This is a genomic window from Streptomyces sp. NPDC047130, assembly GCF_040643475.1.
Classification (GTDB): domain Bacteria; phylum Actinomycetota; class Actinomycetes; order Streptomycetales; family Streptomycetaceae; genus Streptomyces.
Genome location: NZ_JBEYUK010000002.1, coordinates 532,258 through 556,287, shown reverse-complemented (window position 1 = coordinate 556,287; position 24,030 = coordinate 532,258). Strand labels below are relative to the sequence as shown.

Genomic DNA, 24,030 nt, shown 5'->3' with positions numbered 1-24,030 from the left:
CGCCATGTACTTCCCGGTCGGCCTCGGCCACGCCTTCGTCTCCCTCGAGGACGACACGGTCATGTCGTACATGCTCTCCGGCGGCTACGTCGCCGGGAACCAGGGCGTCGGCCGCCGCTCCGGCCGACCGGGAAGCAGGTGCTCATGAGCGTCGGAGTGAACAGCTTCTCCGTCTCCGGGTACGGGCCCGAGCGGTCCGCCTGGGCCCGTCTGGTCGCGCGCGATTCGGCGGCCCGGCGGCTGGACTGGCCGATACTGCTGTCCGCCCTGGCCCTCAGCCTGATCGGCACGGTGCTGGTCTACTCGGCCACCCGCAACCGCACCGAGCTCAACCAGGGCGACCCGTACTACTTCCTGGTCCGCCACCTGATGAACACCGGCATCGGCATCGCCCTGATGGCCGGCGTCATCTGGCTCGGCCACCGCACCCTGCGCGGCGCGGTGCCGATCCTGTACGGCATCTCGGTCCTGCTGATCGTGCTGGTGCTCACCCCGCTGGGCGCCACCATCAACGGCGCCCACGCCTGGATCAAGCTCGGCGGCGGCTTCTCGCTCCAGCCGTCCGAGTTCGTCAAGATCACCATCATCCTCGGCATGGCGATGCTGCTCGCCGCCCGCGTCGACGCGGGCGACCGCGAGCACCCGGACCACCGCACGGTGCTCCTGGCGCTCGGACTGGCCGCGCTGCCCATGCTGATCGTGATGCTGATGCCCGACCTCGGGTCGGTCATGGTCATGGTGGTGATCGTGCTGGGCGTGCTGCTGGCCTCCGGCGCGTCCAACCGGTGGGTGCTCGGGCTGATCGGCGCCGGGGCCGTCGGGGCGATCGCCGTCTGGCAGCTCGGCGTGCTGGACGAGTACCAGATCAACCGCTTCGCGGCCTTCGCCAACCCCGAGCTCGACCCGGCCGGCGTCGGCTACAACACCAACCAGGCCCGTATCGCCATCGGCTCCGGCGGCCTGACCGGCTCGGGCCTCTTCCAGGGCTCCCAGACCACCGGCCAGTTCGTCCCGGAGCAGCAGACGGACTTCATCTTCACGGTGGCGGGCGAGGAGCTCGGCTTCGTGGGCGGCGCGCTGATACTGCTGCTGATCGGCGTGGTGCTGTGGCGGGCCTGCCGCATCGCGCGCGAGACCACCGAGCTCTACGGCACGATCGTCGCCGCGGGCATCATCGCCTGGTTCGCCTTCCAGTCCTTCGAGAACGTCGGGATGACGCTGGGGATCATGCCGGTGGCCGGTCTGCCGCTGCCGTTCGTGTCCTACGGCGGCTCGTCCATGTTCGCCGTCTGGATCGCGGTCGGCCTGCTCCAGTCCATCCGCCTGCAACGGCCGGTCTCCGCCTGAGCGGGTCCGGGCCCAGCACGGAGCGCGGAGCACCGACGGGGTGGTTCCCCACCCGCACGCGGGGTGGGGAACCGCCCCGTTCTCCGTGACTTCCCGATGGTGACTCCGTGCTCGGAAGGGAGCCGTGCCGGTGGGCCGCGCCTGCGCCGTGCCGCCGTTCGGGGCCCCGCGCGGTTAGCCTCAGGTGTATGGCGGACACCACACGTGAGATCGAGCGGAAATTCGAGTCCCGGGACAGTGGGCTCCCCGACCTGACCAACGTGGGCGGCATCGCCACCGTCGTGGACCAGGGGGTGACGGAGCTGGACGCCGTCTACTACGACACCCCCGACCTCCGCCTGGCCGCCTCCTCGGTGACGCTGCGCCGCCGCACCGGCGGCTCCACCCCCGGCTGGCACCTCAAGCTCCCCGTCGGGCCCGACACCCGGGACGAGATCGGCACGCCGCTCACCGACGAGCCCCCCGCCGAACTGCTGCGGCTGATCCGCTCCCGCACCCTCGGCGCCCGGGTCGTCCCCGTGGTCCGCCTCCGCTCCGTCCGGGACGTGCGCGAGCTGCGCGACGCGGAGGGACGGCTGCTCGCCGAGGCCAGTGCCGACGCCGTGCACGCCGAGCGGCTGGTGGGCGGGCACGGCGAGGCCCAGTGGACCGAGATCGAGGTCGAGCTCGCCGAGGGCGTCGACCCGGAGCTGCTCGACCTGGTGGAGAAGCGGTTCCGCCGGGCCGGCGTCCGCCCCTCCGACGTGCCGTCCAAGCTGGCCCGCGCCCTGACGGAGACCGACCCCGACGGCGACGGTCCGGCGCCCCGCCGACGGAAGCCGGTCACGGCCGGGGACCACGTCCTCGCCTACCTCCGCGCCCAGCGCGACCGGCTCGTCGCCCTGGACCCCGCCGTCCGGCGGGACCTCCCGGATTCCGTCCACGACCTGCGCGTGGCGACCCGCCGCCTGCGCTCCGCCCTCCGCGCCTACCGCGCGCTGCTCGACCGCGAGGCCGTCGCCCCGCTCGCCGCCGAACTGCAGTGGCTCACCCGCGAACTCGGCGTCGACCGCGACCAGGAGGTCCTCGACGAACGCCTCGCCGCCGCCCTGGACGCCCTTCCCGGCCACCTGCGGACCGGCCCGGCCCGCGAGCGGCTGACCCTCTGGTCCGGCACCCGCCGCGGCGCCAGCCGCCCCCGGGTCGCCGCCGCCCTCGACAGCCGCCGCTACCTGGAGCTCCTCACCGCCCTCGACGCCTTCCTCGCCGACCCGCCGCTGCGCAAGGCCGCCGCCCGGAAACCGGGCAAGCCGCTGGCCAAGGCCCTGGACAAGGAGTTCCGGCGGCTCTCCCGCCGGATCGAGCGGGCACTGGCGCTGGAGCCCGGCCCCGAGCGCGACACCGCCCTCCACGAGGCCCGCAAGAAGGCCAAGCGCACCCGGTACGCCGCCGAGGCCGCCGCTCCCGCCCTCGGCAAGGCGGCCCGGCGGCTCTCCCGCGACGCCAAGTCCCTCCAGCGTCCGCTCGGCGAACACCAGGACAGCGTGATGTCCCGCCAGGCCCTGCGCACCCTCGCCGAGGACGCCGCCGCAGCCGGCGAGCCCGCGTTCTCCTGGGGCGTCCTCTACGGGCGGGAGGAGAGGACGGCCGCCCTGACCGAGGCGGAGCTGCCCGCGCGCTGGGCGGAGGTGGCCCGCCGGGCTCGTCCGAAGGGGTGACCTGAGGGGCGGCGCACTGCGGGTACGCTTGAGAGTCATCCTCCCCCGGCCGCAACCCGGCCGGACCCCGGCCGGAAACCCGGCAGGGCCTGGCCGGAAGACCGGTGGGGCCCGGCGGGGAGGAGCACCCCAGTCCGCTCATGAAGGTTCAAGGATGTCCGAATCGGTCTTCCCGCAGCTCGAAGCTCTGCTCCCGCATGTGCAGAAGCCGATCCAGTACGTGGGCGGCGAGCTCAACTCCACCGTCAAGCCCTGGGACTCGTGCGACGTCCGGTGGGCGCTCATGTACCCGGACGCGTACGAGGTCGGCCTGCCCAACCAGGGCGTCCAGATCCTCTACGAGGTCCTCAACGAGCGTGACGGCGTCCTCGCCGAGCGCACTTACAGCGTCTGGCCGGACATGGAGGCGCTGATGCGGGAGCACGGCGTCCCGCAGTTCACCGTGGACAGCCACCGCCCCGTCGGCGCGTTCGACGTCTTCGGGCTCTCCTTCTCCACCGAGCTCGGCTACACCAACATGCTGACCGCACTCGACCTGGCGGGTGTCCCGCTGGAGTCGAAGGACCGCGGCCCGGACGACCCGATCGTCCTGGCCGGCGGACACGCCGCGTTCAACCCCGAGCCGATCGCCGACTTCATCGACGCCGCGATCATCGGCGACGGCGAGCAGGCCGTGCTCGACATGACGGAGATCATCCGCGGCTGGAAGGCCGAAGGCCGCCCCGGCGGGCGCGACGAGGTGCTGCTGCGCCTGGCGAGGACCGGCGCCGTCTACATCCCGCGCTTCTACGACGTCGAGTACCTGCCCGACGGCCGGATCGCCCGCGTGGTGCCCAACCGCTCCGGCGTGCCGTGGCGAGTGTCCAAGCACACCGTGATGGACCTCGACGAGTGGCCCTACCCCAAGCAGCCGCTGGTCCCGCTGGCCGAGACGGTGCACGAGCGGATGTCCGTGGAGATCTTCCGCGGCTGCACCCGCGGCTGCCGCTTCTGCCAGGCCGGCATGATCACCCGCCCGGTGCGCGAGCGTTCCATCACCGGCATCGGCGAGATGGTCGAGAAGGGCCTCAAGGCCACCGGGTTCGAGGAGGTCGGCCTGCTGTCGCTGTCCTCCGCGGACCACTCCGAGATCGGCGACATCGCCAAGGGCCTCGCGGACCGCTACGAGGAGGACAAGGTCGGCCTCTCGCTGCCCTCCACCCGCGTCGACGCCTTCAACATCGACCTGGCCAACGAGCTGACCCGCAACGGACGCCGCTCCGGCCTGACCTTCGCCCCCGAGGGCGGCAGCGAGCGCATCCGCAAGGTCATCAACAAGATGGTCTCCGAGGACGACCTGATCCGCACCGTCGCCACCGCCTACGGCAACGGCTGGCGCCAGGTGAAGCTGTACTTCATGTGCGGCCTGCCCACCGAGACCGACGACGACGTGCTGCAGATCGCCGACATGGCGACCCGGGTGATCGCCAAGGGCCGCGAGGTCTCCGGCTCCAACGACATCCGCTGCACCGTCTCCATCGGCGGCTTCGTGCCCAAGCCGCACACCCCGTTCCAGTGGGCGCCGCAGCTCTCCGCCGAGGAGACCGACGCCCGCCTGGAGAAACTGCGCGACAAGATCCGCGGCGACAAGAAGTACGGCCGCTCCATCGGCTTCCGCTACCACGACGGCAAGCCCGGCATCGTCGAGGGACTGCTCTCCCGCGGCGACCGCCGCATCGGCGACGTGATCCGCGCCGTCTACGAGGACGGCGGCCGCTTCGACGGCTGGCGCGAGCACTTCTCCTACGACCGCTGGATGGCCTGCGCCGGCAAGGCCCTCGCCCCGCACGGCGTGGACGTCGACTGGTACACCACCCGCGAGCGCTCCTACGAGGAGGTCCTGCCATGGGACCACCTGGACTCCGGTCTCGACAAGGACTGGCTCTGGGAGGACTGGCAGGACGCCCTCGACGAGACCGAGGTCGACGACTGCCGCTGGACGCCCTGCTTCGACTGCGGCGTCTGCCCGGCCATGGACACCACGATCCAGATCGGCCCCACCGGCAAGAAGCTGCTGCCGCTGACCGTCAAGCAGCCCGCCGGGGCCGCCGGCGGCCACAGCCACAGCCACAGCCACTGACCCGGCCTGCCCCACCCGCGCAACGCCGCACGACGCCGCCGCATCCCGCAGGGGAGCGGCGGCGTCGTCGTAGGCGTAGGCGCAGGCGTACGTACCGGTTCGGTGACAGAGGCATCGCCCGGCCCCCTTCCGCGCGTCCTACCGGACGTGGAGAAGACGAGGGAACGGCTCCCGGAGCGAGGCGGAACGCCGGGGGGTCAGGGATGCCTGGTCGCGGCGGTGCGGCTGCCGGTGCGGATCGTCGCGCTGGTGGTGGTGCTGCCGCTGCGGATGCTGTGGGACCTGGTCGTGGCCACCGGACGGCTCCTGTGGACCGCCGTCCTGGGCCCCGCCTGGCGCGGCCTCGACCGGACCGCGCGGTGGCTGGGCCGGATGCTGGTCCTGACACCGGCCCGGTGGGTGTACCGGTGGCTGCTGGCGCCGGCCGGGCGGGCCGTGGCCTTCGTCGCACGCGGCCTCGGGTGGCTGCTGCTGCGGGCCGGGCGGGGGATCGCCGTCACGGGGGTGTGGCTCGCCCGGTGGCTGGTGGCCGCCCCGGCTGAGGCGCTGTACCGGTGGGTGCTGGCGCCGCTCGGCCGCGCGGCGGCGTCCGCGGGGCGGTGGCTGTGGCGGTCGCTGCGGCAGGGCGGGCGCGGCGCCGCCGCCGCGGTGGCGTGGCTGGGCCGCGTGCTGGTGGCGATCCCGGCGGCGTGGCTGTACCGGTGGGTGCTGACGCCGCTCGGGCACGGTCTGATTTGGCTGGTGCGGTGGCTGGTGGTCGCTCCCGCCGTGGCGCTGTACCGCTGGGTGCTCACCCCGCTCGGCCACGGCGCCGCCCGGTGCGCCCGGGGCGTCGCTGCCGTGACGGTCTGGCTGGTCCGGTGGCTGGTGGTCGTGCCGCTGCGCGCCGTTGGACGGGTGCTCGCGGTGATCCTGCGCGAGGCCGGGGAGGCGCTCGGACACGCCTGGAGGGTCGCCGGACGGATCTCCCTGGCCGCCGGCCGTCTCCTGCTGCGGCTGCTGCGGTGGATCCTCGTCGACCCGGTCCGGTGGGCCTACCGGGCGGTGCTGGCGCCCGCCGGACGGCTCGTCCGCGACACCGTGCTGCGCCCCCTCGGCCGGACGGCACGGGCCGCGGGCCGCGGTGTGCGCGACACCGTGGCCGCCGCCCGGTTGACGGTCCGTGAGCTGCGCCAAGAGGTGCGGACCGCCCTCTTCGGCAGCCCCCGCAAGGCCCCCGCGGCACCACTTCCCCGGGACCGGCGGGAACCCGCGGGCCCGGGAGCGCGTACTCTTGGTAGCAGTACGACCGCACTCACGAAGGATTAGAGCACTGGGCAAGCGACAGCCCGAAGGCCCGCCGCCGGCACCCGCCGTGCAGCGCATCCGACTGCGTTACACCAAGCGCGGCCGCCTCCGGTTCACCAGCCACCGCGACTTCCAGCGCGCCTTCGAGCGCGCGCTGCGCCGCGCCGACGTACCCATGGCGTACTCGGCGGGGTTCACGCCGCATCCGAAGGTGTCGTACGCCAATGCCGCACCCACCGGCACGGGCAGTGAGGCGGAGTACCTGGAGATCGCGCTCACCGAGTCGCGTGACCCGCGGAAGCTGCGTGAGCTGCTCGACGAGTCGCTGCCCGACGGGCTCGACGTGATCGACGCGGTGGAGGCCCGCACGTCGGGCCTCGCCGACCGGCTCACGGCGTCCGAGTGGGAGCTCCGCCTGGACGGCGTGGCCCCCGAGGACGCGGCCCGCGCGGTCGAGGCCTTCACGAAGGCCGAGACCGTCGAAGTGCAACGCATGACGAAGAACGGTGTCCGCACCTTCGACGCCCGAGGCGCCGTCGTCAGCCTGGAAGCCCGGGCGGCCGGTGGCGACGATGGGCCCGGCGACCACCCCTGTGCGATACTGCGCCTGGTTGTTCGGCACGTGACGCCTGCCGTGCGACCCGACGACGTCCTGTCCGGCCTCCGTGTGGTGGCTGACCTGGCGCCGCCCGTCCCCGCAGCGGTGACCAGGCTGGCGCAGGGGCTCTTCGACGAAGAGACCGGCACGGTGACCGACCCGCTCGCGCCCGACCGCGAGGCAGACTCCTCTGCCGCCGCGCAGGCGCCGGCGCCGGAAGGTCCCGCGTAGGGACGAACGCCGTAGCGCCGCCCTGATACTCGGGAGCCACCTGGGTCGGGCAGCGCGCACGACCACAAGACTTTCGCCAGGCCGTCCGCAAATCGGCGGACGGAACCGGCGAGACAGGACTAGTAGTGCTCCCGTGCGGCGCCCGCGCCCCGGACGGCGGCGACGCGCACAGCGCGAGCCGCGGACGTCACCGGTGCCCACCGGACCAGGCGCGACGCCCGGGAGCCTGACGGGAGAAACGCCCGCATGCTCGGACCGACCGAACCCACCAACGAGGGTTCCGACCACAACACCCCCAGCGACAGCCTGCCGCCGCGCCGCCGGCGCAGGGCCGCGTCCCGCCCGGCGGGTCCGCCGGCCGGGACCGCGGAGGCCGCCGAGGCCGCCACCGCGCCGGAGCAGCCCGCCCCGGCCCCCACCGAGACCCCCGCCGCCGAGGACGCCGCACCGGCGCCCCGCCGCCGCCGCGCCGTACGCCGCGCCGCCGCGCCGGCCGGCACGCCCGACTCCCCGGCCGCCGAGGCCGCGGCCGAGCCGGCCGCACCGGCCGAGCCCGCCGTCGAGGCAGCCGCCCCGGCCGCCGCGCCGAGCGAGGCCGCCGCCGACGAGGCGCCCGCAGCGCCGCGCCGCTCCCGCCGCCGTGCCGTCCGCCCGGCCGCCGCCCCGACCGCCGCCGAGCAGGCCGCAGCCGTGGCGAAGGACGAGGACGCCGCCGTCGAGGAGACCCCCACCGAGGCCGAGGCCGCCGCCGAGGAGGCCGCCGCCGGGACGCCCGCCGTGGAGGAGGCCGCTCCGGCCCCGCGCCGCCGCCGTGCCGTCCGCCGCGCCACCTCGCCCGCCGGCGCCCCCGAGGCCGCCGAGGTCGTGGCCGCCCCCGAGCCTCCCGCCACCGAAGCCTCCGCCGCCGAGGCTCCCGCCGCCGAGGAGGAGGCCGAGCAGGCCGCCGCCGAGGCCGTCGCCGGGACCCCCGCCGAGGCGCCCGCCGCCGAGGCCCCCGCCGTGGAGGAGACCTCCGCCGCGCCGCGCCGCACCCGGCGCCGCGCCACCCGCCCGGCCGCCGCCCCGTCCGCGGAGGACCTGGCCCGCGCCGAGGCGCAGCGTGCCGAGGAGGCCGCCGCCGAGGCGAAGGCCCAGGAGTCGCGCGCCGCCGCCGAGGCCAAGGCCGAGGAGCCGCGGGCCGCCGAGCCGGCCGCCGAGGGCGAGGCCGAGGGCCGCCGCCCGCGCCGCCGTGCCGTGCGCCGCCCCGCCACCGGCTTCAGCGCCCCCCGCGCGTCCGAGGGTGACTCCCCGCGCCGTCCGGGCCGTCCCGCGGCCCCGGTGTTCCAGGCCCCGGTCTTCACCGAGCCGATGTTCCAGACGCCCGAGCGCGCCGCGTACGAGGCCGCGCAGGAGGCCGCCCGCGCCACGGAGCCGGCCGGGTCCGCCGCCGTGGAGGAGCCCGCCGAGACGACCGAGCAGGCCGGCGCCCGCCGTCGCGGCCGTCGCCGCCGGGGCGGCGAGGAGAGCGCTCCCGCCGTCGAGCAGGCGCCCGCCGAGGAGCCCGTGGAGCCCGCCGACGAGGCGGAACAGGAGGCCGAGCAGGCCGACCGCGACGACCAGGGCGAGGGCGACCAGGGCGACCAGGGCGACTACGAGGAGACCGGTGGCCGCCGTCGCCGCCGCCGGGGCGGCCGTCGCCGCCGTCGCGGCGAGGCCGGCGACGCCGAGCGCGACACCGACACCGAGTCCGAGCAGGACGAGGAGACCGAGGTCGCCGCCGACCAGGCCGAGCAGGACGCGGAGTCCGCCTCGGACGGGGAGGGCGCCGAGCAGGTCGCGGAGGACGCCGAAAGCGCCGAGGACGCCGACGAGCACGAGTCCGACGAGCACGAGGCCGAGGCCGGCCGCGAGACGGGCGGCGGGTCCAGCAGCTCCCGCCGTCGCCGTCGCCGCCGTCGTCGCGCCGGTGACTCGGCCGTCGAGAGCGAGCCGTCGCAGGACGACCCGGAGCGCACGGTCGTCAAGGTGCGTGAGCCCCGCAGGAAGGACGAGCGCTCCGGCCCGGGTGACACTGCCGCCGACGAGGTGCAGTCCATCAAGGGCTCGACCCGTCTGGAGGCGAAGAAGCAGCGCCGCCGCGAGGGCCGCGAGCAGGGTCGCCGCCGCGTGCCGATCATCACCGAGGCCGAGTTCCTGGCCCGCCGGGAGGCCGTCGAGCGCGTGATGGTCGTCCGCCAGCACGGCGACCGCACCCAGATCGGCGTGCTCGAGGACAACATCCTCGTCGAGCACTACGTCAACAAGGAGCAGTCGACCTCCTACGTCGGCAACGTCTACCTCGGCAAGGTGCAGAACGTCCTGCCGTCGATGGAGGCCGCCTTCATCGACATCGGCAAGGGCCGCAACGCGGTGCTCTACGCCGGCGAGGTCAACTTCGAGGCGCTCGGCATGGCCCACGGGCCGCGCCGCATCGAGACCGCGCTGAAGTCCGGGCAGTCCGTGCTGGTCCAGGTCACCAAGGACCCGATCGGCCACAAGGGCGCCCGCCTGACCAGCCAGGTCTCGCTGCCCGGCCGCTACCTGGTCTACGTCCCCGAGGGGTCGATGACCGGCATCAGCCGCAAGCTGCCCGACACCGAGCGCGCCCGGCTGAAGACCATCCTCAAGAAGATCGTCCCCGAGGACGCGGGCGTCATCGTGCGCACCGCCGCCGAGGGCGCCAGCGAGGACGAGCTGCGCCGCGACGTCGAGCGTCTGCAGGCGCAGTGGGAGGAGATCCAGCAGAAGGCGAAGAAGGGCAACGCGCCGACGCTGCTCTACGGCGAGCCGGACATGACCGTCCGGGTCGTCCGCGACATCTTCAACGAGGACTTCACCAAGGTCGTCGTCAGCGGCGACGAGGCGTGGAGGACCATCCACGGCTACGTGGCCGGCGTGGCGCCGGACCTGGCGGACCGCCTGCAGCGGTGGACGTCCGAGGTCGACGTGTTCGCCACCTACCGGATCGACGAGCAGCTCGCCAAGGCGCTGGACCGCAAGGTCTGGCTCCCCAGCGGCGGCTCGCTGGTGATCGACCGGACCGAGGCGATGGTCGTCGTCGACGTCAACACCGGCAAGTTCACCGGCCAGGGCGGCAACCTCGAGGAGACCGTCACCAGGAACAACCTGGAGGCGGCCGAGGAGATCGTCCGCCAGCTGCGGCTGCGCGACCTCGGCGGCATCATCGTCATTGACTTCATCGACATGGTGCTGGAGTCCAACCGGGACCTGGTGCTGCGGCGCCTGCTCGAGTGCCTGGGCCGCGACCGCACCAAGCACCAGGTGGCCGAGGTCACCTCGCTGGGCCTGGTGCAGATGACCCGCAAGCGGGTCGGCCAGGGCCTGCTGGAGTCCTTCTCCGAGACCTGTGTCCACTGCAACGGCCGCGGTGTGATCGTCCACCTCGACGTGCCGTCCGCCGCGGGCGGTGGCGGCAAGAAGAAGAAGCGGGGCGGCGCGCGGGACGGGCAGCAGGAGCAGCCCCACGAGCACGAGCCGTCGGCGCTGGTCGCCGAGGCCCCCTCCGCCGAGGAGGAGGCCGAGCTCGAGCGCGAGGCGTCCACCGTCACGGAGTCCACGGAGGAGCCGATCGCGCTGCCCTCGCCGGACTTCGCGGCCGACGAGGAGCTGTACAGCAGCGTCGCCGAGGCGGAGGCCGCGGCCGGTCGCCGCGGACGCCGCCGCGCCGGCCGCCGGGCGACCGCTCCCGCCGGTGCGCCGGAGGCGTCGGAGACCCGTGAGCCGCGCGAGACCAAGGCGCAGGCGCGCAGCCGCCGCCGGGCCGAGCAGGCCGCGGAGGAGGCCCGTGCGCAGGCCGCGGAGCAGGCCGCCGAGCAGGGCGCGCCGACCGCGCAGGACGTGACGGCCGCCGAGGAGGCCGCGCGTCCGGTGGTCGCCGAGTCCGCCGTCGAGGCGCAGGCCGAGCCGGTCGCGGTCGAGGACCCGGTGGTCCCCGCAGAGGCCGCCGAGACCGCCGAGACCGCCGCGAGGACGGAGGCCGCCGAGGAGGCGCCCAAGCGCGGGCGCCGCCGGGCCACCCGCCGGGTGTCCGCGCCCGCCGGGGCGCCCGCCGCCGAGGAGGCCGCGGTGACGGTCGTCGAGCCGGCCCCCGCCGAGCCCGCGCCCGCCGAGGCGCAGGCCGAGCCGGTCGCCGAGCCCGTCGTGGAGCCGGTCGCCGAGGCCACGCCGCCGGCGCGTCCGCGGCGTCGCGCGGTCCGCAAGGCGACGGCGCCCACGGCTCCGGTGGAGGCCGCCGTGGTGGTCCTGCCGGCCGCCGCGGACACCGCCGGTGGGACCGCGGAGCCCGCCGGGGCGGCGGAGCCCGCGGAGCCCGGTGCCGCGGAGCCCGGTGCCGCGGAGGCCGGTGCCGAGGAGGCCAAGCCCGCGCGGAAGACCGCGGCGAAGAAGGCCACCGCCAAGAAGACGGCCGCGAAGAAGGCGCCGGCCAAGAAGGCCGCCGCCAAGAAGACGGCCACCACGAAGACGACGGCTGCGAAGTCGACGGCCAAGAAGGCCACGACCAAGAAGACCGCCGCGAAGAAGACGGCGAAGACCGCTGCCGCCGAGCAGCAGTCGCCGTCCTCGGTCACCGCCACCACGGAGGACTGACCGGGGGCGTCACCGCCCGCTCCGAGGCCCGCCGGGCCCGGCTCCCCGCCGAGGGGGACCGGGCCCGGCGGGCTTTCCGCCGTCCCGCGCCGGACGCGCCCAGGGGCCGGCGGGGCGGATCGGCGGGTGGGTCAGCGGGTCAGGAGGCTGAAGAGGTACTCCCAGCGGTCGGTGACAGCGGACGGCGAGAAGCGCCGGACGTTCACCGCCGCCCTTTCGCCCATCCGGTTCCGCAGCCCGTCGTCCTCCAGGAGCAGCCCCAGGTGCCGGGCGAGCTCCGCCGTGTTGCCGGGGCGGGCCAGCAGCCCGTCCTCCTCGTGCCGGACGATCTCCCGCACACCGGGGGCGCAGTCGAACGCCACGCAGGGGACGGCGCAGGACATCGCCTCCAGCAGCGCCAGCGGGAACCCCTCGCCGCGGGAGGACAGCACGAACACCGACGACCGGGCCAGCGCCCCCGCGACGTCCTCGGTCCGCCCCGCCCACTCCACCGACCCGTCCAGTCCCAGGCGGGTGCACTGCTCCCTCAGCGTCCCCTCGTCCGGTCCGGAGCCGTGGATGCGCAGGCGCCAGCCGGGATGCCGGGGCGCCACCTCGGCCCAGGTGTCGAGCAGCAGGTCCACGCCCTTCTCGTAACCGAGGCGGCCGATCGAGACCACGACCTTGTCGGTGCGGGGCGAGGGGGAGGGGTCCCGCAGGGGCACCGGGTTGGGGACGAACCCCACGTGGTCGAACCCCTGCCCGATCCACAGGTCGGCGTCCTCGCGGGTGAGGACCAGCAGACGGTCGACGTCCCGGTAGTACCGCTTGACGCGCTCGAACCGGGAGGAACCGCGCGAGGTCGCGAACGACTCGTGGCTCATGCCGATGACCAGGTGCCCCGCGGTGTCGGCCAGGGCGACCCACTCCATGGCCCACACCTGGGTCACGATGATCACCGCCCCCGGCCGCGCTGCGCGGAACACGGCCGAGAGCCGCCCGGCGGCCTCCCGCCGCTCCCGCTCCCGTGCCGCGTCACGCCGCCGGGCCGCCAGGTCCAGCCGGCCCGCCAGGCCGCGCGGGCGGCGCCGTCCGGGCGGACGGGTGGCGTGGAGGGTGAGGGTGGCGAAGGGCGGGTCCTCGCCGAGGTCGAACGGGGCGTGCGGGGGCGCGACGCCCACCACCGTCACCCGGTGGCCGCGCTCCGCGAACAGCCGGGCCATGGAGATCTGCCAACGGCCCACGCCGCCCAGCTCGTTGACCTCGTTCCCGACGAGGAAGACGTCGCGCGCGGCGCCGCCTGCGGTGCCCGGGCCGCCTGCGGTGCCTGCGGTGCTTGCGGTGCCTGCGGTCCCGGTCATCCCGCCTCCCCCTCAGCGCCGAAGAAGCGGTCGACGATCCGGGCCGCGGCGTCGCCCCGGTCGTACTCGCCGTACCGGGTCATGAACCGCTCCACGCGCGGCCGGTACCGGTCCAGCCGGTCCAGGTCGGAGAGCACCTCGAAGAGGGCCTCGGACGTGTGCACCACCGGGCCGGGGGCCTCCTTCGACAGGTCGAAGTACGTGCCGCGGCCGTTGTGGACGTAGTCGTCCCAGTCGTAGGTGAAGAACACCATGGGCCGCCCCAGGAGCGCGTAGTCGAACATCACCGACGAGTAGTCCGTCACCAGCACGTCCGACAGCAGCAGCACCGGGGTGATGTCGTCCTCCCCGCCGGCGTCGATCACCTGACCGGCCACCGAGGGCGGCAGGGTGACGCCGTTGAGGTAGTGGGTGCGCACCAGCAGGGTCAGCCGGTCGCCGAACCGCTTGGCGAACTCCTCGACGTCGAAGGGGAACGCGAACGACTTCACCCCGCCGCCGTCCGCCGTCCGGAAGGTCGGCGCGTACAGCACCACCGGGAGGTCCCGGCGGACGCCGAGCCGCTCCGCCAGTTCCCGCGCCGCCGGACCGGACGTGCCCCGCTCACGGGCCCGCACCAGGGCGTCGTTGCGCGGATAACCGGTGCGCAGCAGCTTGCCCTCGGGGATCCGGAACGCCCGCGCGAGGGTGAGCTCGTCGTGCCGGCCGCGCACCACGAAGTGGTCGAACCGGTCCACCGCCCGCTCGTGGAGCCGCCGTTCGGGCTCCGGCACCACCCGCAGGTCGGGGACGTCGAAGCCCATCCGCTTGAGCGCGGAGCCGTGCCAGGTCTGGATGTAGGTGGTCTCCGGGCGCTTGGCCAGCTTCAGCGGGAAGCCCTGGTTGTCGATCCAGAACTCCGCCTGCGCCAGTTCCCTCAGGTACCGCCAGGACCAGCGGCGCACCAGCTCGGCGTCGCGCGGGAAGCCCTCCGGCGAGCCCTGGTACGCCCAGACCGCGCGCACCGGGACGTTCCTGCGGCGCAGTTCCTCGTAGAGGGCGCGCGGGCTGTCGCTGTACTGCTTGCCGAGGTGGCTCTCGAAGACGACGGTGCCCCTGCGGACCGGCAGCAGGCGGATCATGCGGTGGTAGGCGTCGATCTTGCGGCGGCCGGAGCCGAGGTCGGCCCGCAGGGCGAGCGCCCCGCGCAGCGCCCTCTTGGTGATCCGGGCGGGCGGGCTCTGCATGTGGTGCCGCAGCAGCGCGGACGTGCGCCGGGGGAGCGGGCCGTGCTGGACCAGGTGGAAGGCCAGGTGCCCGTGGGCGGAGACGCGCGGGCGGAGGCGGTCGGCGGCCAGCCGGCTCAGCAGCGGGCGGACCCGCACCACGCCGCCGCTCGCGAGGTCGGTGCGCCCCGCGGTGAGCCGGCTGACGGTGCGCTCGCCGTTCACGTCGAGGTGCAGCCGCACGTCCCACACGTCGTCGAGGACGCCCACCGGCCGCAGCCTCCGCGCCAGCGGCGCCTCGGCCTCCCAGGCGATGGAGGAGCCCTGGTGGCGCACCGTGCGCACCGGGAAGCGGAAGGAGCGCAGGCTCCGGCGCCGGGCGCGGAACTCGAGCTCCGCGGTGAGCCGCGCGTCGGGCGGCACGGCCCCCAGCGGGTTGACGATCTCCCCGGCGAGGCGGACGCCCTCCGGGGACTCCGAGTAGGCGGTGACCGCGTTGCGCAGGTGGAGCCGGGAGACGGGCCGGTGGTGCAGACCGAGGTCGGTGACGTCGAGGACGGTCCGGCCCAGCGGGTCGTCGAGGTGCTCCGCGCACCAGTAGACGCGGCCGTCGCGCTCGACCAGGGGGCTGGACACCTTGTTCTTGTTGATCAGGGTGTCGACGGCCGGCATCAGGTGGTCCCAGTCCTCCCGCAGCAGGAGGTAGGCGCAGAGCCGGTGGACGGGCGACAGCTCCTCGTACGCCTCCTCCGGGAAGTCCCGGATGTAGCCGCCGGCCGTCTCGGCGAAGCGGCGGCGGTAGTCGTCGTCCAGGAAGGGCAGTTCCCGCAGGTAGAGCACCAGGTCGTGCTTGAGGAACTTGCGGTCCTTGTGCAGCCGCAGCTCGTGCAGGCCCTCGGCGGCGAGGATCCGGTCGATCCGGCGGTGGATCTCCACCCGGTCGGCGAAGTTGTTGATCTCGTGCCGCCGGTTGCTGATCGACCTGGCCTCCGCCTTCCGCACCACGTTCCAGTGGTAGACGGTGTTGGGGATCAGCGTGATGCGGGAGGCCGCGAGGTAGGCGCGGGCCGAGAAGAGCAGGTCCTCGTAGTGGATGCCGCGGGGGAAGGTCAGGCCCTTCTCCAGCAGCCACGAGCGGCGGTAGCACTTGTTGGTCGACAGGGTGTCGAAGACCAGCAGGTCCGGGAGCTCGGCGATCGACTCCAGGGTGCGGGTGCGCCGGTAGAGCCACGGGTACCAGGGCGAGGTGGTGCCCCAGCGGCTGTCCACGTGGACCCGCAGGCACAGGCCCGAGACCAGGTCGGCGCCGGTGGTCTCGGCGGCCTCCAGCATGTTGCGGCAGGCGTTGCGCTCCAGCGTGTCGTCGCTGTCCAGGAACATCACGTACCGGCCGCGGGCGAGCGCCACGCCCTGGTTGCGGGGCTCGCCGCAGCCGCCGCTGTTCTCCGGCAGCCGGACGGCCCGCACCCGGTCCGACCCGGCCGCCAGGCGGCGGGCCACCTCGAAGGAGCCGTCCGTCGAGTGGTCGTCGGCGATGACCACCTCGACGTTGCGCAGCGTCTGGCCGAGGACCGACCGCACGGCGTCCGGCAGGCGGTGCTCGTCGTTGTAGACGATGACGACGACGCTGATGTCGGGCGTGCGCTGGGCCGTGGCGTCCGGAGTGCCCTCGGCCGTGCCCTCCGCCGTGCCGTCCGGCGGGCCGTCGTGCCCCGGCCGGGCGTACCGGGGCTCCTCGTGGTCCTCGTTCTCGGGGTTCTCGGGGTTCTCGGAATGCTCGGGGTTCTCGGGGGTCTCGGGCTGCGCTTCCTCGTGCGGGGCGGACACCGGCAGGCACCTCCGTCGGGGTGGGACCGCGCCCCGACGCCCGGGAGGGCCCGTGCAGGACAACCCGGGAGGATCGGGGCGTCCTCCCATTGAACCCGCGCGGTGGTCCCGCCGCGAGTCCGCGGTGCGGGCGGACGCGGGCTGACGCGGAGGGGCGTGGAGGGGCGTGGACGGGCCGGGCTCGCTTCCGCCCGGCCGATGGGGGAGTCTGGACCCCGGCAGACGATCCGGGAGGTATCGAGATGAGCTGGCTGGTCACGGGCGGCGCGGGGTACATCGGCGCGCATGTGGTGCGGGTGATGGCCGAGGGCGGGGAGCGGGTCGTCGTGCTCGACGACCTGTCGACCGGCAGCGCGGACCGGATCCCGGCGGACGTGCCGCTGGTGACCGGCAGCGTCCTGGACGGCCCGCTGCTGGAGCGCACGATGCGCGAGCACGAGGTCACCGGCGTGGTGCACATCGCGGGCAAGAAGCAGGTCGCGGAGTCCGTGGAGCGGCCCCTCCACTACTACCGGGAGAACGTCACCGGGCTGCAGACGCTGCTGGAGGCGATGACGGCCACCGGCGTCGGCAGCATCGTCTTCTCCTCCTCGGCCGCCGTCTACGGCATGCCCGACGTCGACCTTGTCACCGAGGACACCCCCTGCGCCCCCATCAACCCCTACGGCGCGACCAAGCTGACCGGCGAGTGGCTGATCGCCGCCGCCTCCCGGGCCCACGGCATCCGGTCGGCCTCCCTGCGCTACTTCAACGTGGCCGGCGCCGCCGCTCCGGAACTGGCCGACACCGGGGCGGGCAACATCGTGCCGATGGTCTTCGCGCGCCTCGACGCCGGCGAGGCCCCGGTCGTCTTCGGCGACGACTACCCGACCCCGGACGGCACCTGCGTCCGGGACTACATCCACGTCATGGACATCGCCTCCGCGCACCTGGCAGCCGCCCGACGCCTGGCCGGGGCCGAGGAGGGCACCGCGCTGGTCCTCAACATCGGGCGCGGCGAGGGCAGCTCGGTCCGCGAGATGATCGACCACATCCTGAAGATCACCGGCCACGAGGACCTGGCGCCGGAGACCGGCCCGCGCCGCCCGGGCGACCCGGCGAGCGTGGTGGCCTCGTCGGAGCGGATCGCGGCCGAGCTGGGCTGGTCCGCGCGCCACGACCTGGACGACATGATCCGCTCCGCCTGGGCGGGATGGCGCCGCCTGCACCCCTGACCGGGCGCGGTGCTGCCCGGCGACCCGGCGAGGGGGACGGCCCGGGCGGCCGGCCACCTGTCGGGGCGGGTCAGGGCGGGTCGGGGCCGGTTTGACCCTCCAGCCCCGGTCACCGTAACCTTGACCCTCGGCGTGTCCACTGGCACGCCACATCCCCGTAAACCTCATTCCTCCCGGCGGGCCGCAGGCTTCGCGCCGCGCCCCGGGAGAGGCCGGTCCCTTGTCACAGGGAGGCTGGACTGCGGGGGTGCCGTTTCCGAGCGAGAGAGTGAGATCCGCGTGTACGCCATCGTGCGCAGCGGTGGTCGCCAGCACAAGGTTGCTGTCGGCGACATCGTTGAGGTTGACAAGATTTCCACCGCCAAGGTTGGCGACACGGTCGAGCTCTCGACCCTGCTCGTTGTCGACGGCGACTCCGTGACCAGCGACCCGTGGGTCCTGGACGGGATCAAGGTCCAGGCCGAGGTCGTGGACCACCACAAGGGCCAGAAGATCGACATTCTGCGCTACAAGAACAAGACCGGTTACCGCCGTCGGCAGGGCCACCGCCAGCAGTACACGGCGATCAAGGTCACGTCGATCCCCGCGGCTGCGAAGTAAGGGACTGAGGAGACATGGCACACAAGAAGGGCGCATCGTCCACCCGGAACGGTCGCGACTCCAACGCTCAGCGGCTCGGTGTGAAGCGCTTCGGCGGTCAGACCGTCAACGCCGGTGAGATCCTGGTCCGCCAGCGCGGCACCCACTTCCACCCGGGTGCGGGCGTCGGCCGCGGCGGCGACGACACGCTGTTCGCCCTGCAGGCCGGTGCGGTGCAGTTCGGCACCCACCGTGGCCGCAAGGTCGTGAACATCGTTCCGGTCGCCTGAGCAGGCTGACCGAACGCATTCGCGAGGCGGACCTCACTTCCCCGTCGGGGAAGTGGGTCCGCCTTTCGCGTGTTACCTGACACGCGAGCACCACTGCTCGACCCGAGACTTACGCGTTAACTGGAGGCACCTGACCATGACCACCTTCGTGGACCGCGTCGAACTGCACGTCGCCGCGGGTAACGGGGGCCACGGCTGTGCCTCCGTGCACCGGGAGAAGTTCAAGCCCCTGGGCGGCCCGGACGGCGGCAACGGCGGCCGTGGCGGCGATGTGATCCTCACCGTCGACCAGTCGGTGACCACGCTGCTCGACTACCACCACTCCCCGCACCGCAAGGCCACCAACGGCAAGCCCGGCGAGGGCGGCAACCGTTCCGGCAAGGAGGGCGAGGACCTGGTCCTGGTCGTCCCGGACGGCACGGTCGTCCTCGACAAGCAGGGCAACGTGCTCGCCGACCTGGTCGGCCAGGGCACCTCCTTCGTCGCAGCCCAGGGCGGCCGCGGCGGCCTCGGCAACGCGGCGCTGGCCTCGTCCCGCCGCAAGGCCCCCGGCTTCGCGCTGCTCGGCGAGCCGGGCGACATGCGCGACGTCGTCCTGGAGCTCAAGACCGTCGCCGACGTGGCGCTGGTCGGCTACCCGAGCGCCGGCAAGTCCTCGCTGATCTCGGTGATGTCCGCCGCCAAGCCGAAGATCGCCGACTACCCCTTCACCACCCTGGTCCCCAACCTGGGCGTGGTCACGGCCGGCTCCACCGTCTACACCGTCGCCGACGTCCCGGGCCTGATCCCGGGCGCCAGCCAGGGCAAGGGCCTCGGCCTGGAGTTCCTGCGCCACGTCGAGCGCTGCAGCGTGCTGGTGCACGTCCTGGACACCGCCACCCTGGAGTCCGACCGCGACCCGCTCTCCGACCTCGACGTCATCGAGGAGGAGCTCAAGCTCTACGGCGGCGGCCTCGACAAGCGCCCCCGCCTGGTGGTCCTCAACAAGATCGACGTGCCGGACGGGCGCGACCTCGCCGAGATGGTCCGCCCCGACCTGGAGGCGCGCGGCTACCGCGTCTTCGAGGTCTCCGCGGTGGCCCGCACCGGCCTCAAGGAGCTCTCCTTCGCCCTGGCCGAGCTGGTCGCCAAGTACCGCGCCCGCAAGCCGAAGGACGAGGCCACCCGCATCGTCATCCGGCCCAAGGCCGTGGACGACGCCGGGTTCACCGTCACGCGCGAGGAGGACGGCCTCTTCCGGGTGCGCGGCGAGAAGCCGGAGCGCTGGGTGCGGCAGACCGACTTCAACAACGACGAGGCCGTGGGCTTCCTCGCCGACCGCCTCAACCGCCTCGGCGTCGAGACCGAGCTGATGAAGGCCGGCGCCCGCTCGGGCGACGGCGTGGCGATCGGCCCCGAGGAGAACGCGGTCGTCTTCGACTGGGAGCCGTCGGTCACCGCCGGTGCCGAGATGCTCGGCCGCCGCGGCGAGGACCACCGCTTCGAGGCGCCCCGGCCCGCCGCCCAGCGTCGCCGCGAGCGTCAGGCCGAGCGCGACGAGGCCGCTCAGGAGTTCGAGGACTTCGAACCTTTCTAGACAGCGACACGCCGAAATTCGGCCGGATTTCCCCTGCGGAGGGGAGATCCGGCCGGTCGTGTTTCCGGGGCGCTGTTCGCCTTTTCCCGCGCACGGTCGAAAATCGTAGGAATTAGTTCCGCTTGTGTGTCCCGACGTGCAGGTGGAATGGGCGTGAACCGGCCGTTTGCGGGAAGCGAAACCTGGCTTGCAGTGTGGTACCAAGTGGTGGGGGTTCACCTGATCTCCCCGAGCCCGCCGGTCCGCTGATGCCAAGGATGGAATAGCCCGTGCCGCAGCGCATAACCGCTCCCCGTACGACCGCAGTGATCCTCGCCGGAGGGACCGGGCAGCGGGTCGGGCTGCAGATTCCCAAGCAGCTGATCAAGATCGCCGGAAAGGCGGTCATCGAGCACACGCTGACCACGTTCGAGGAGGCCGACTCCATCGACGACGTCGTGGTGCTGATGACGCCCGGCCACGTGTCGGACGTCCAGCGGATCGTCGACCGGGCGGGCCTCACCAAGGTGAAACGGATCGTCGAGGGCGGCGCCACCCGCAACGAGACCACCCGCCGCGCCATCGAGGTGCTCGGCGAGGGCCTCGTCGAGGGGGAGGACCTCAACGTCCTCTTCCACGACGCGGTGCGCCCGCTCCTCAGCCGCCGGGTCATCGACGACTGCGTCCGGGCCCTCGAGCGCTACCAGGCGGTGGACGTGGCCATCCCCTCCGCCGACACCATCATCGTCACCCGCACCCACGGCGAGGACGGCGAGTTCATCACCGAGATCCCCGACCGCTCCCGGCTCCGCCGCGGCCAGACGCCCCAGGCGTTCAAGCTGTCGACGATCCGGCACGCCTACGAGATCGCGGCCGAGGACCCCCACTTCCAGGCCACCGACGACTGCTCGGTGGTCCTCAAGTACCTGCCGGACGTACCCATCCACGTGGTCGCGGGCGACGAGTACAACATGAAGGTCACCCAGCCGGTGGACGTCTTCATCGCCGACAAGCTCTTCCAGCTGGCCTCCACGGCCGCCCCGGAGCCCCGCGGCGAGGAGAGCTACCGGGAACTGCTGACCGGCAGGACGGTGGTGGTCTTCGGCGGTTCCTACGGCATCGGCAAGGACGTCGCCGAACTCGCCGCGGGCTACGGGGCCTCCGTGTACGCGCTGAGCCGCTCCACCACGGGCACCCACGTGGAGAACGCCGAGGACGTCGAGAAGGCGCTGAGCAAGGCGTACGCGGAGAGCGGCCGGATCGACTACGTCATCAACACGGCCGGCGTGCTGCGGATCGGCAGGCTCGACGAGACCGACAACGACACCATCCTGGAGGCCCTGCGGGTCAACTACCTGGCGCCCGTCCAGATCGCCCGCTCGGCGTACAGGTACCTCGCGGCGACCAAGGGCCAGCTGTTGCTCTACACCTCCAGCAGCTACACCCGGGGCCGGGCCGAGTACAGCCTCTACTCCTCCACCAAGGCCGCCGTCGTCAACCTGACCCAGGCGCTGGCCGACGAATGGGCCGCCGACGGGGTGCGGGTCAACTGCGTCAACCCCGAGCGCACGGCGACGCCCATGCGGACCAAGGCGTTCGGCCAGGAGCCCGCCGAGTCCCTGCTGTCCTCCCAGGCGGTCGCCCGGACCTCGCTGGACGTGCTGCTCTCCGACCTCACCGGGCACGTCATCGACGTGCGGCAGCAGGATCCGACCGCCGTCGCGGGCCAGGCGTCCGGCTTCGAGCAGGCGCTCGCGACCGTCCTCGACCGCCACGACGGCGTGGCATAATCGGCCGCAATTGCCAGAAATCGTTCAGGCCTCTGCGGCTGCATCGAGAGGTGCGATCGCGGGGGCCTGATCGCCTGAACAGCCGAACAGCAGCACGCACCAGCCATACCAGTCGCACCAGTCGCACCAGCCACACCAGTCGTACCGATCGGGAAATACGCACGGTCTTTTCCGGAACTGTCGGAGTTATGCGCCCAAGGCCGTTCACGCACCATGCCGGCACCTCTCCTGGAGCAGGTTCACACGTGATATCCACAGTCGTACGCGCCGCCCGGGTGGGCAGCGTCGGGGAACTGGTCGCCGCGGCCGCCCTCATCGTGGTGGGCTTCCCCACCCTGATGATCGCCGCGCTGCTGCCGAACATCCCCCTGTTCTCCGTCGCCGCGGTCATGACCTACGCAGCCGACCACTACCTGCACCGCAGGAACAGCTACCTGGTCAACCGGCTGAGCGTGGTCCGGGCCGGCCTGGCCATCCGCTTCCTGGTCCGGCAGCTCATCCTGGTGCTGCTGCTGGCCCGGCTGGGGCTCGCCTACGGCGTGTTCTTCTACGCGCTGGTCGGCTGCTTCATCACCTTCTACGGGCTCCAGGCGGTCCACGGCGCCCTGGTGACGCTGATCAGGATCCGGCGCACGCTGCCGGTGGCCACCCGCAACATCGCCCTGGCGACGGCCGTGCGGATACCGGACGCCCCCTCACGCAAGCTGCTCAACCGCCCCGGCGAGAAGATGCTCCACCTCGACCTGCCGGTCTTCGTGGGCGGCCTGGTCTCGGCGTACCTCGGCGACGGCCTGTGGGGAGGCCTCGGCATCATCGCCACCCTCGGTCTCGGCGGGCTCTACACCGTGGTCCTGCTGCCGTACCTGGTCGGCCCGCGCCGCGCGCCGTCCCCGGAGACGGTGCTCGCCGCGATCGACACCTGGCTGCGCTCCTACCGCCCGGAAACGGTTCTGTACTTCTCCGGGGCCAAGGAGTCCGCGTACCAGGTCAACATGTGGCTGGAGACGATGGAGCGGCTGGACACCCGGCCGCTGATCATCCTCCGGGAGCGGGCCGTGCTGGAGCGGCTGGCGCCGACCACCGTGCCGGTGATCTGCGTGCCCGGCGGCGTCCACCTGATGAACCTGGACCTGTCCACCGTCCGGGTGGCGCTCTACGCCGCCAACGTCGGCAAGAACATCCACCTGCTGCGCGTGCCGACCATGAAGCACGTCTTCATCGGTCACGGCGACAGCGACAAGGTCGCCAGCGTCAACCCGTACAGCAAGGTCTACGACGAGGTCTGGACGGCGGGGAAGGCCGGCCGGGACCGGTACGCCATGGCGGACGTCGGGGTGCGCGACGAGGACATCGTGGAGGTCGGCCGCCCGCAGCTCGCGCCGATCCGGACCGGCCGCCGGGAGGGCGTCGCCATCCCGACCGTGCTCTACGCGCCGACCTGGGAGGGCTGGGACGACAACCCCGGCAACACCTCCCTGATGTCGGCGGGGGAGAACATCGTCCGCCGGCTGCTGGCCGCCGACCGGCCGGTGCGGGTGCTCTACAAGCCGCACCCCTTCACCGGCACCCGCAGCTCGCGCGCCCGGGACGCCCACGAGCGGATCACCGCCCTGGTGGAGCAGGCGGCCGCCGCGCGGGCGCTGGACCCAGGGTTCTCCGCCGACGAGGCGGCCCTGGAGGAGGCCCGGGCGGAACTGGCCCGGATCGAGGCCCGGCTCGCCGAGCTCACCGGGGAGACCGACGACGGCGACGAGGCGATGGCGACGCGGGACGGGGTCGCCGACCTCACGGTCTACGACGAGATCGCCCGGCTGCGCGAGCGGTGGAACGCCGCGTACTGGCGGTCCTTCCCGGAGTGGGAGCACCGGGTGATCACCGGGGCCGAGCCGCTGCTGTACGACTGCTTCAACGTCTCCGACGGCATGGTCTCCGACATCTCCAGCGTGGTCTCCGACTTCATCGCCAGCGGCAAGCCGTACGCGGTGACGGACTCCGCCGGGCTGGGCGCGGAGGAGTTCGTGCGGCAGAACACGGCGGTGCGGGCGGCGGTGATCCTCTCCAACGAGGCGACGGAGCTGGACGCGTTGCTGGCGGCGGTCCGGGACGTGGAGGCGGACGAGCTGGCGCCGGCGCGGGCGGAGCTCAAGGAGTACCTGCTGGGGACGGACGAGCCGCCGTCGCTGGAGCGGTTCAACGGGGCGGTGGCGGCGCTCGCGCTCAAGGCCGAGGCCCGCAACCTCGGCCAGACCCGCTCCACCACCCCCACCGAAGTCCCCACCCACTGACCCCACTGACCCCACGGACCTGGGCCGCCCAGGGGGGACC

Annotated in this window: 14 protein-coding genes and 1 pseudogene; 13 read left to right on the top strand and 2 right to left on the bottom strand. The window is 73.4% G+C overall.

What is annotated here, in order from left to right; all coding sequences use genetic code 11:
• From ABZ836_RS05030 to ABZ836_RS05000, 7 genes and pseudogenes are all read left to right on the top strand, one after another.
• Positions 1 to 103: pseudogene (locus ABZ836_RS05030) on the top strand (dTDP-4-keto-6-deoxy-D-glucose epimerase); the annotation flags it as partial.
• Positions 104 to 144: 41 nt separating this feature from the next.
• Entirely contained in the window at positions 145 to 1,347 is a 1,203-nt protein-coding gene (gene rodA / locus ABZ836_RS05025; protein WP_356136392.1) for a rod shape-determining protein RodA, read from the top strand.
• Positions 1,348 to 1,535: 188 nt separating this feature from the next.
• Positions 1,536 to 3,044: a CYTH and CHAD domain-containing protein gene (locus tag ABZ836_RS05020; RefSeq protein ID WP_361139304.1), complete on the top strand. Its 1,509-nt coding sequence runs from the start codon at positions 1,536 to 1,538 to the stop codon at positions 3,042 to 3,044.
• A gap of 154 nt (positions 3,045 to 3,198) precedes the next feature.
• Positions 3,199 to 5,163, top strand: coding sequence for a TIGR03960 family B12-binding radical SAM protein (locus ABZ836_RS05015; protein WP_361139301.1), 1,965 nt, complete (start codon positions 3,199 to 3,201; stop codon positions 5,161 to 5,163).
• A 147-nt stretch (positions 5,164 to 5,310) separates the two neighbouring features.
• Entirely contained in the window at positions 5,311 to 6,471 is a 1,161-nt protein-coding gene (locus tag ABZ836_RS05010) for a hypothetical protein (protein WP_361139298.1), read from the top strand.
• Between the two features lie 46 nt (positions 6,472 to 6,517).
• A complete protein-coding gene (locus tag ABZ836_RS05005; protein WP_356136384.1) occupies positions 6,518 to 7,279 on the top strand; it encodes a TIGR03936 family radical SAM-associated protein in 762 nt (253 codons plus the stop codon).
• A gap of 246 nt (positions 7,280 to 7,525) precedes the next feature.
• Positions 7,526 to 11,905, top strand: a complete 4,380-nt coding sequence (locus tag ABZ836_RS05000) for an Rne/Rng family ribonuclease (protein WP_361139294.1) — start codon at positions 7,526 to 7,528, stop codon at positions 11,903 to 11,905.
• A 131-nt stretch (positions 11,906 to 12,036) separates the two neighbouring features.
• Here the strand turns inward: ABZ836_RS05000 and ABZ836_RS04995 are convergent, their stop codons facing one another.
• Positions 12,037 to 13,245: a glycosyltransferase gene (locus tag ABZ836_RS04995; protein ID WP_361139291.1), complete on the bottom strand. Its 1,209-nt coding sequence runs from the start codon at positions 13,243 to 13,245 to the stop codon at positions 12,037 to 12,039.
• Positions 13,242 to 16,082 (bottom strand): CDP-glycerol glycerophosphotransferase family protein, encoded by a 2,841-nt coding sequence (locus tag ABZ836_RS04990; protein WP_361139375.1) that lies wholly within the window; start codon positions 16,080 to 16,082, stop codon positions 13,242 to 13,244. The genes ABZ836_RS04995 and ABZ836_RS04990 overlap by 4 nt, the downstream gene beginning before the upstream one ends.
• Before the next feature lie 437 nt (positions 16,083 to 16,519).
• On the opposite strand from ABZ836_RS04990, the gene galE reads away from it, so the two are divergent.
• From galE to ABZ836_RS04960, 6 genes are all read left to right on the top strand, one after another.
• Complete coding sequence (gene galE, locus ABZ836_RS04985) at positions 16,520 to 17,491, top strand: UDP-glucose 4-epimerase GalE (RefSeq protein WP_356136378.1); 972 nt, start codon at positions 16,520 to 16,522, stop codon at positions 17,489 to 17,491.
• 279 nt (positions 17,492 to 17,770) lie between these two features.
• The gene (rplU, locus tag ABZ836_RS04980; protein WP_151773201.1) at positions 17,771 to 18,091 is read left to right on the top strand and encodes a 50S ribosomal protein L21; all 321 of its coding nucleotides are present in this window, start codon (positions 17,771 to 17,773) and stop codon (positions 18,089 to 18,091) included.
• Between the two features lie 14 nt (positions 18,092 to 18,105).
• Positions 18,106 to 18,360 carry a 50S ribosomal protein L27 gene (rpmA, locus tag ABZ836_RS04975; protein ID WP_049715810.1) on the top strand — a complete coding sequence of 85 codons (255 nt, stop codon included), beginning with the start codon at positions 18,106 to 18,108 and terminating at the stop codon, positions 18,358 to 18,360.
• Positions 18,361 to 18,496: 136 nt separating this feature from the next.
• Positions 18,497 to 19,936 (top strand): GTPase ObgE, encoded by a 1,440-nt coding sequence (obgE, locus tag ABZ836_RS04970; protein ID WP_356136375.1) that lies wholly within the window; start codon positions 18,497 to 18,499, stop codon positions 19,934 to 19,936.
• A 269-nt stretch (positions 19,937 to 20,205) separates the two neighbouring features.
• The gene (locus ABZ836_RS04965; RefSeq protein ID WP_356136373.1) at positions 20,206 to 21,705 is read left to right on the top strand and encodes a bifunctional cytidylyltransferase/SDR family oxidoreductase; all 1,500 of its coding nucleotides are present in this window, start codon (positions 20,206 to 20,208) and stop codon (positions 21,703 to 21,705) included.
• A 245-nt stretch (positions 21,706 to 21,950) separates the two neighbouring features.
• The gene (locus ABZ836_RS04960; RefSeq protein ID WP_361139286.1) at positions 21,951 to 23,990 is read left to right on the top strand and encodes a hypothetical protein; all 2,040 of its coding nucleotides are present in this window, start codon (positions 21,951 to 21,953) and stop codon (positions 23,988 to 23,990) included.
• Positions 23,991 to 24,030 lie beyond the last annotated feature (40 nt).

What these genes read in the sequence shown, in the direction of transcription:
- rodA (WP_356136392.1), top strand. Translation starts at nt 145, where the DNA reads ATGAGCGTCGGAGTGAACAGCTTCTCCGTCTCCGGGTACGGGCCCGAG.
- ABZ836_RS05015 (WP_361139301.1), top strand. Translation starts at nt 3,199, where the DNA reads ATGTCCGAATCGGTCTTCCCGCAGCTCGAAGCTCTGCTCCCGCATGTG.
- ABZ836_RS05020 (WP_361139304.1), top strand. Translation starts at nt 1,536, where the DNA reads ATGGCGGACACCACACGTGAGATCGAGCGGAAATTCGAGTCCCGGGAC.
- ABZ836_RS04995 (WP_361139291.1), bottom strand. Translation starts at nt 13,245, where the DNA reads ATGACCGGGACCGCAGGCACCGCAAGCACCGCAGGCACCGCAGGCGGC.
- ABZ836_RS05000 (WP_361139294.1), top strand. Translation starts at nt 7,526, where the DNA reads ATGCTCGGACCGACCGAACCCACCAACGAGGGTTCCGACCACAACACC.
- rpmA (WP_049715810.1), top strand. Translation starts at nt 18,106, where the DNA reads ATGGCACACAAGAAGGGCGCATCGTCCACCCGGAACGGTCGCGACTCC.
- obgE (WP_356136375.1), top strand. Translation starts at nt 18,497, where the DNA reads ATGACCACCTTCGTGGACCGCGTCGAACTGCACGTCGCCGCGGGTAAC.
- galE (WP_356136378.1), top strand. Translation starts at nt 16,520, where the DNA reads ATGAGCTGGCTGGTCACGGGCGGCGCGGGGTACATCGGCGCGCATGTG.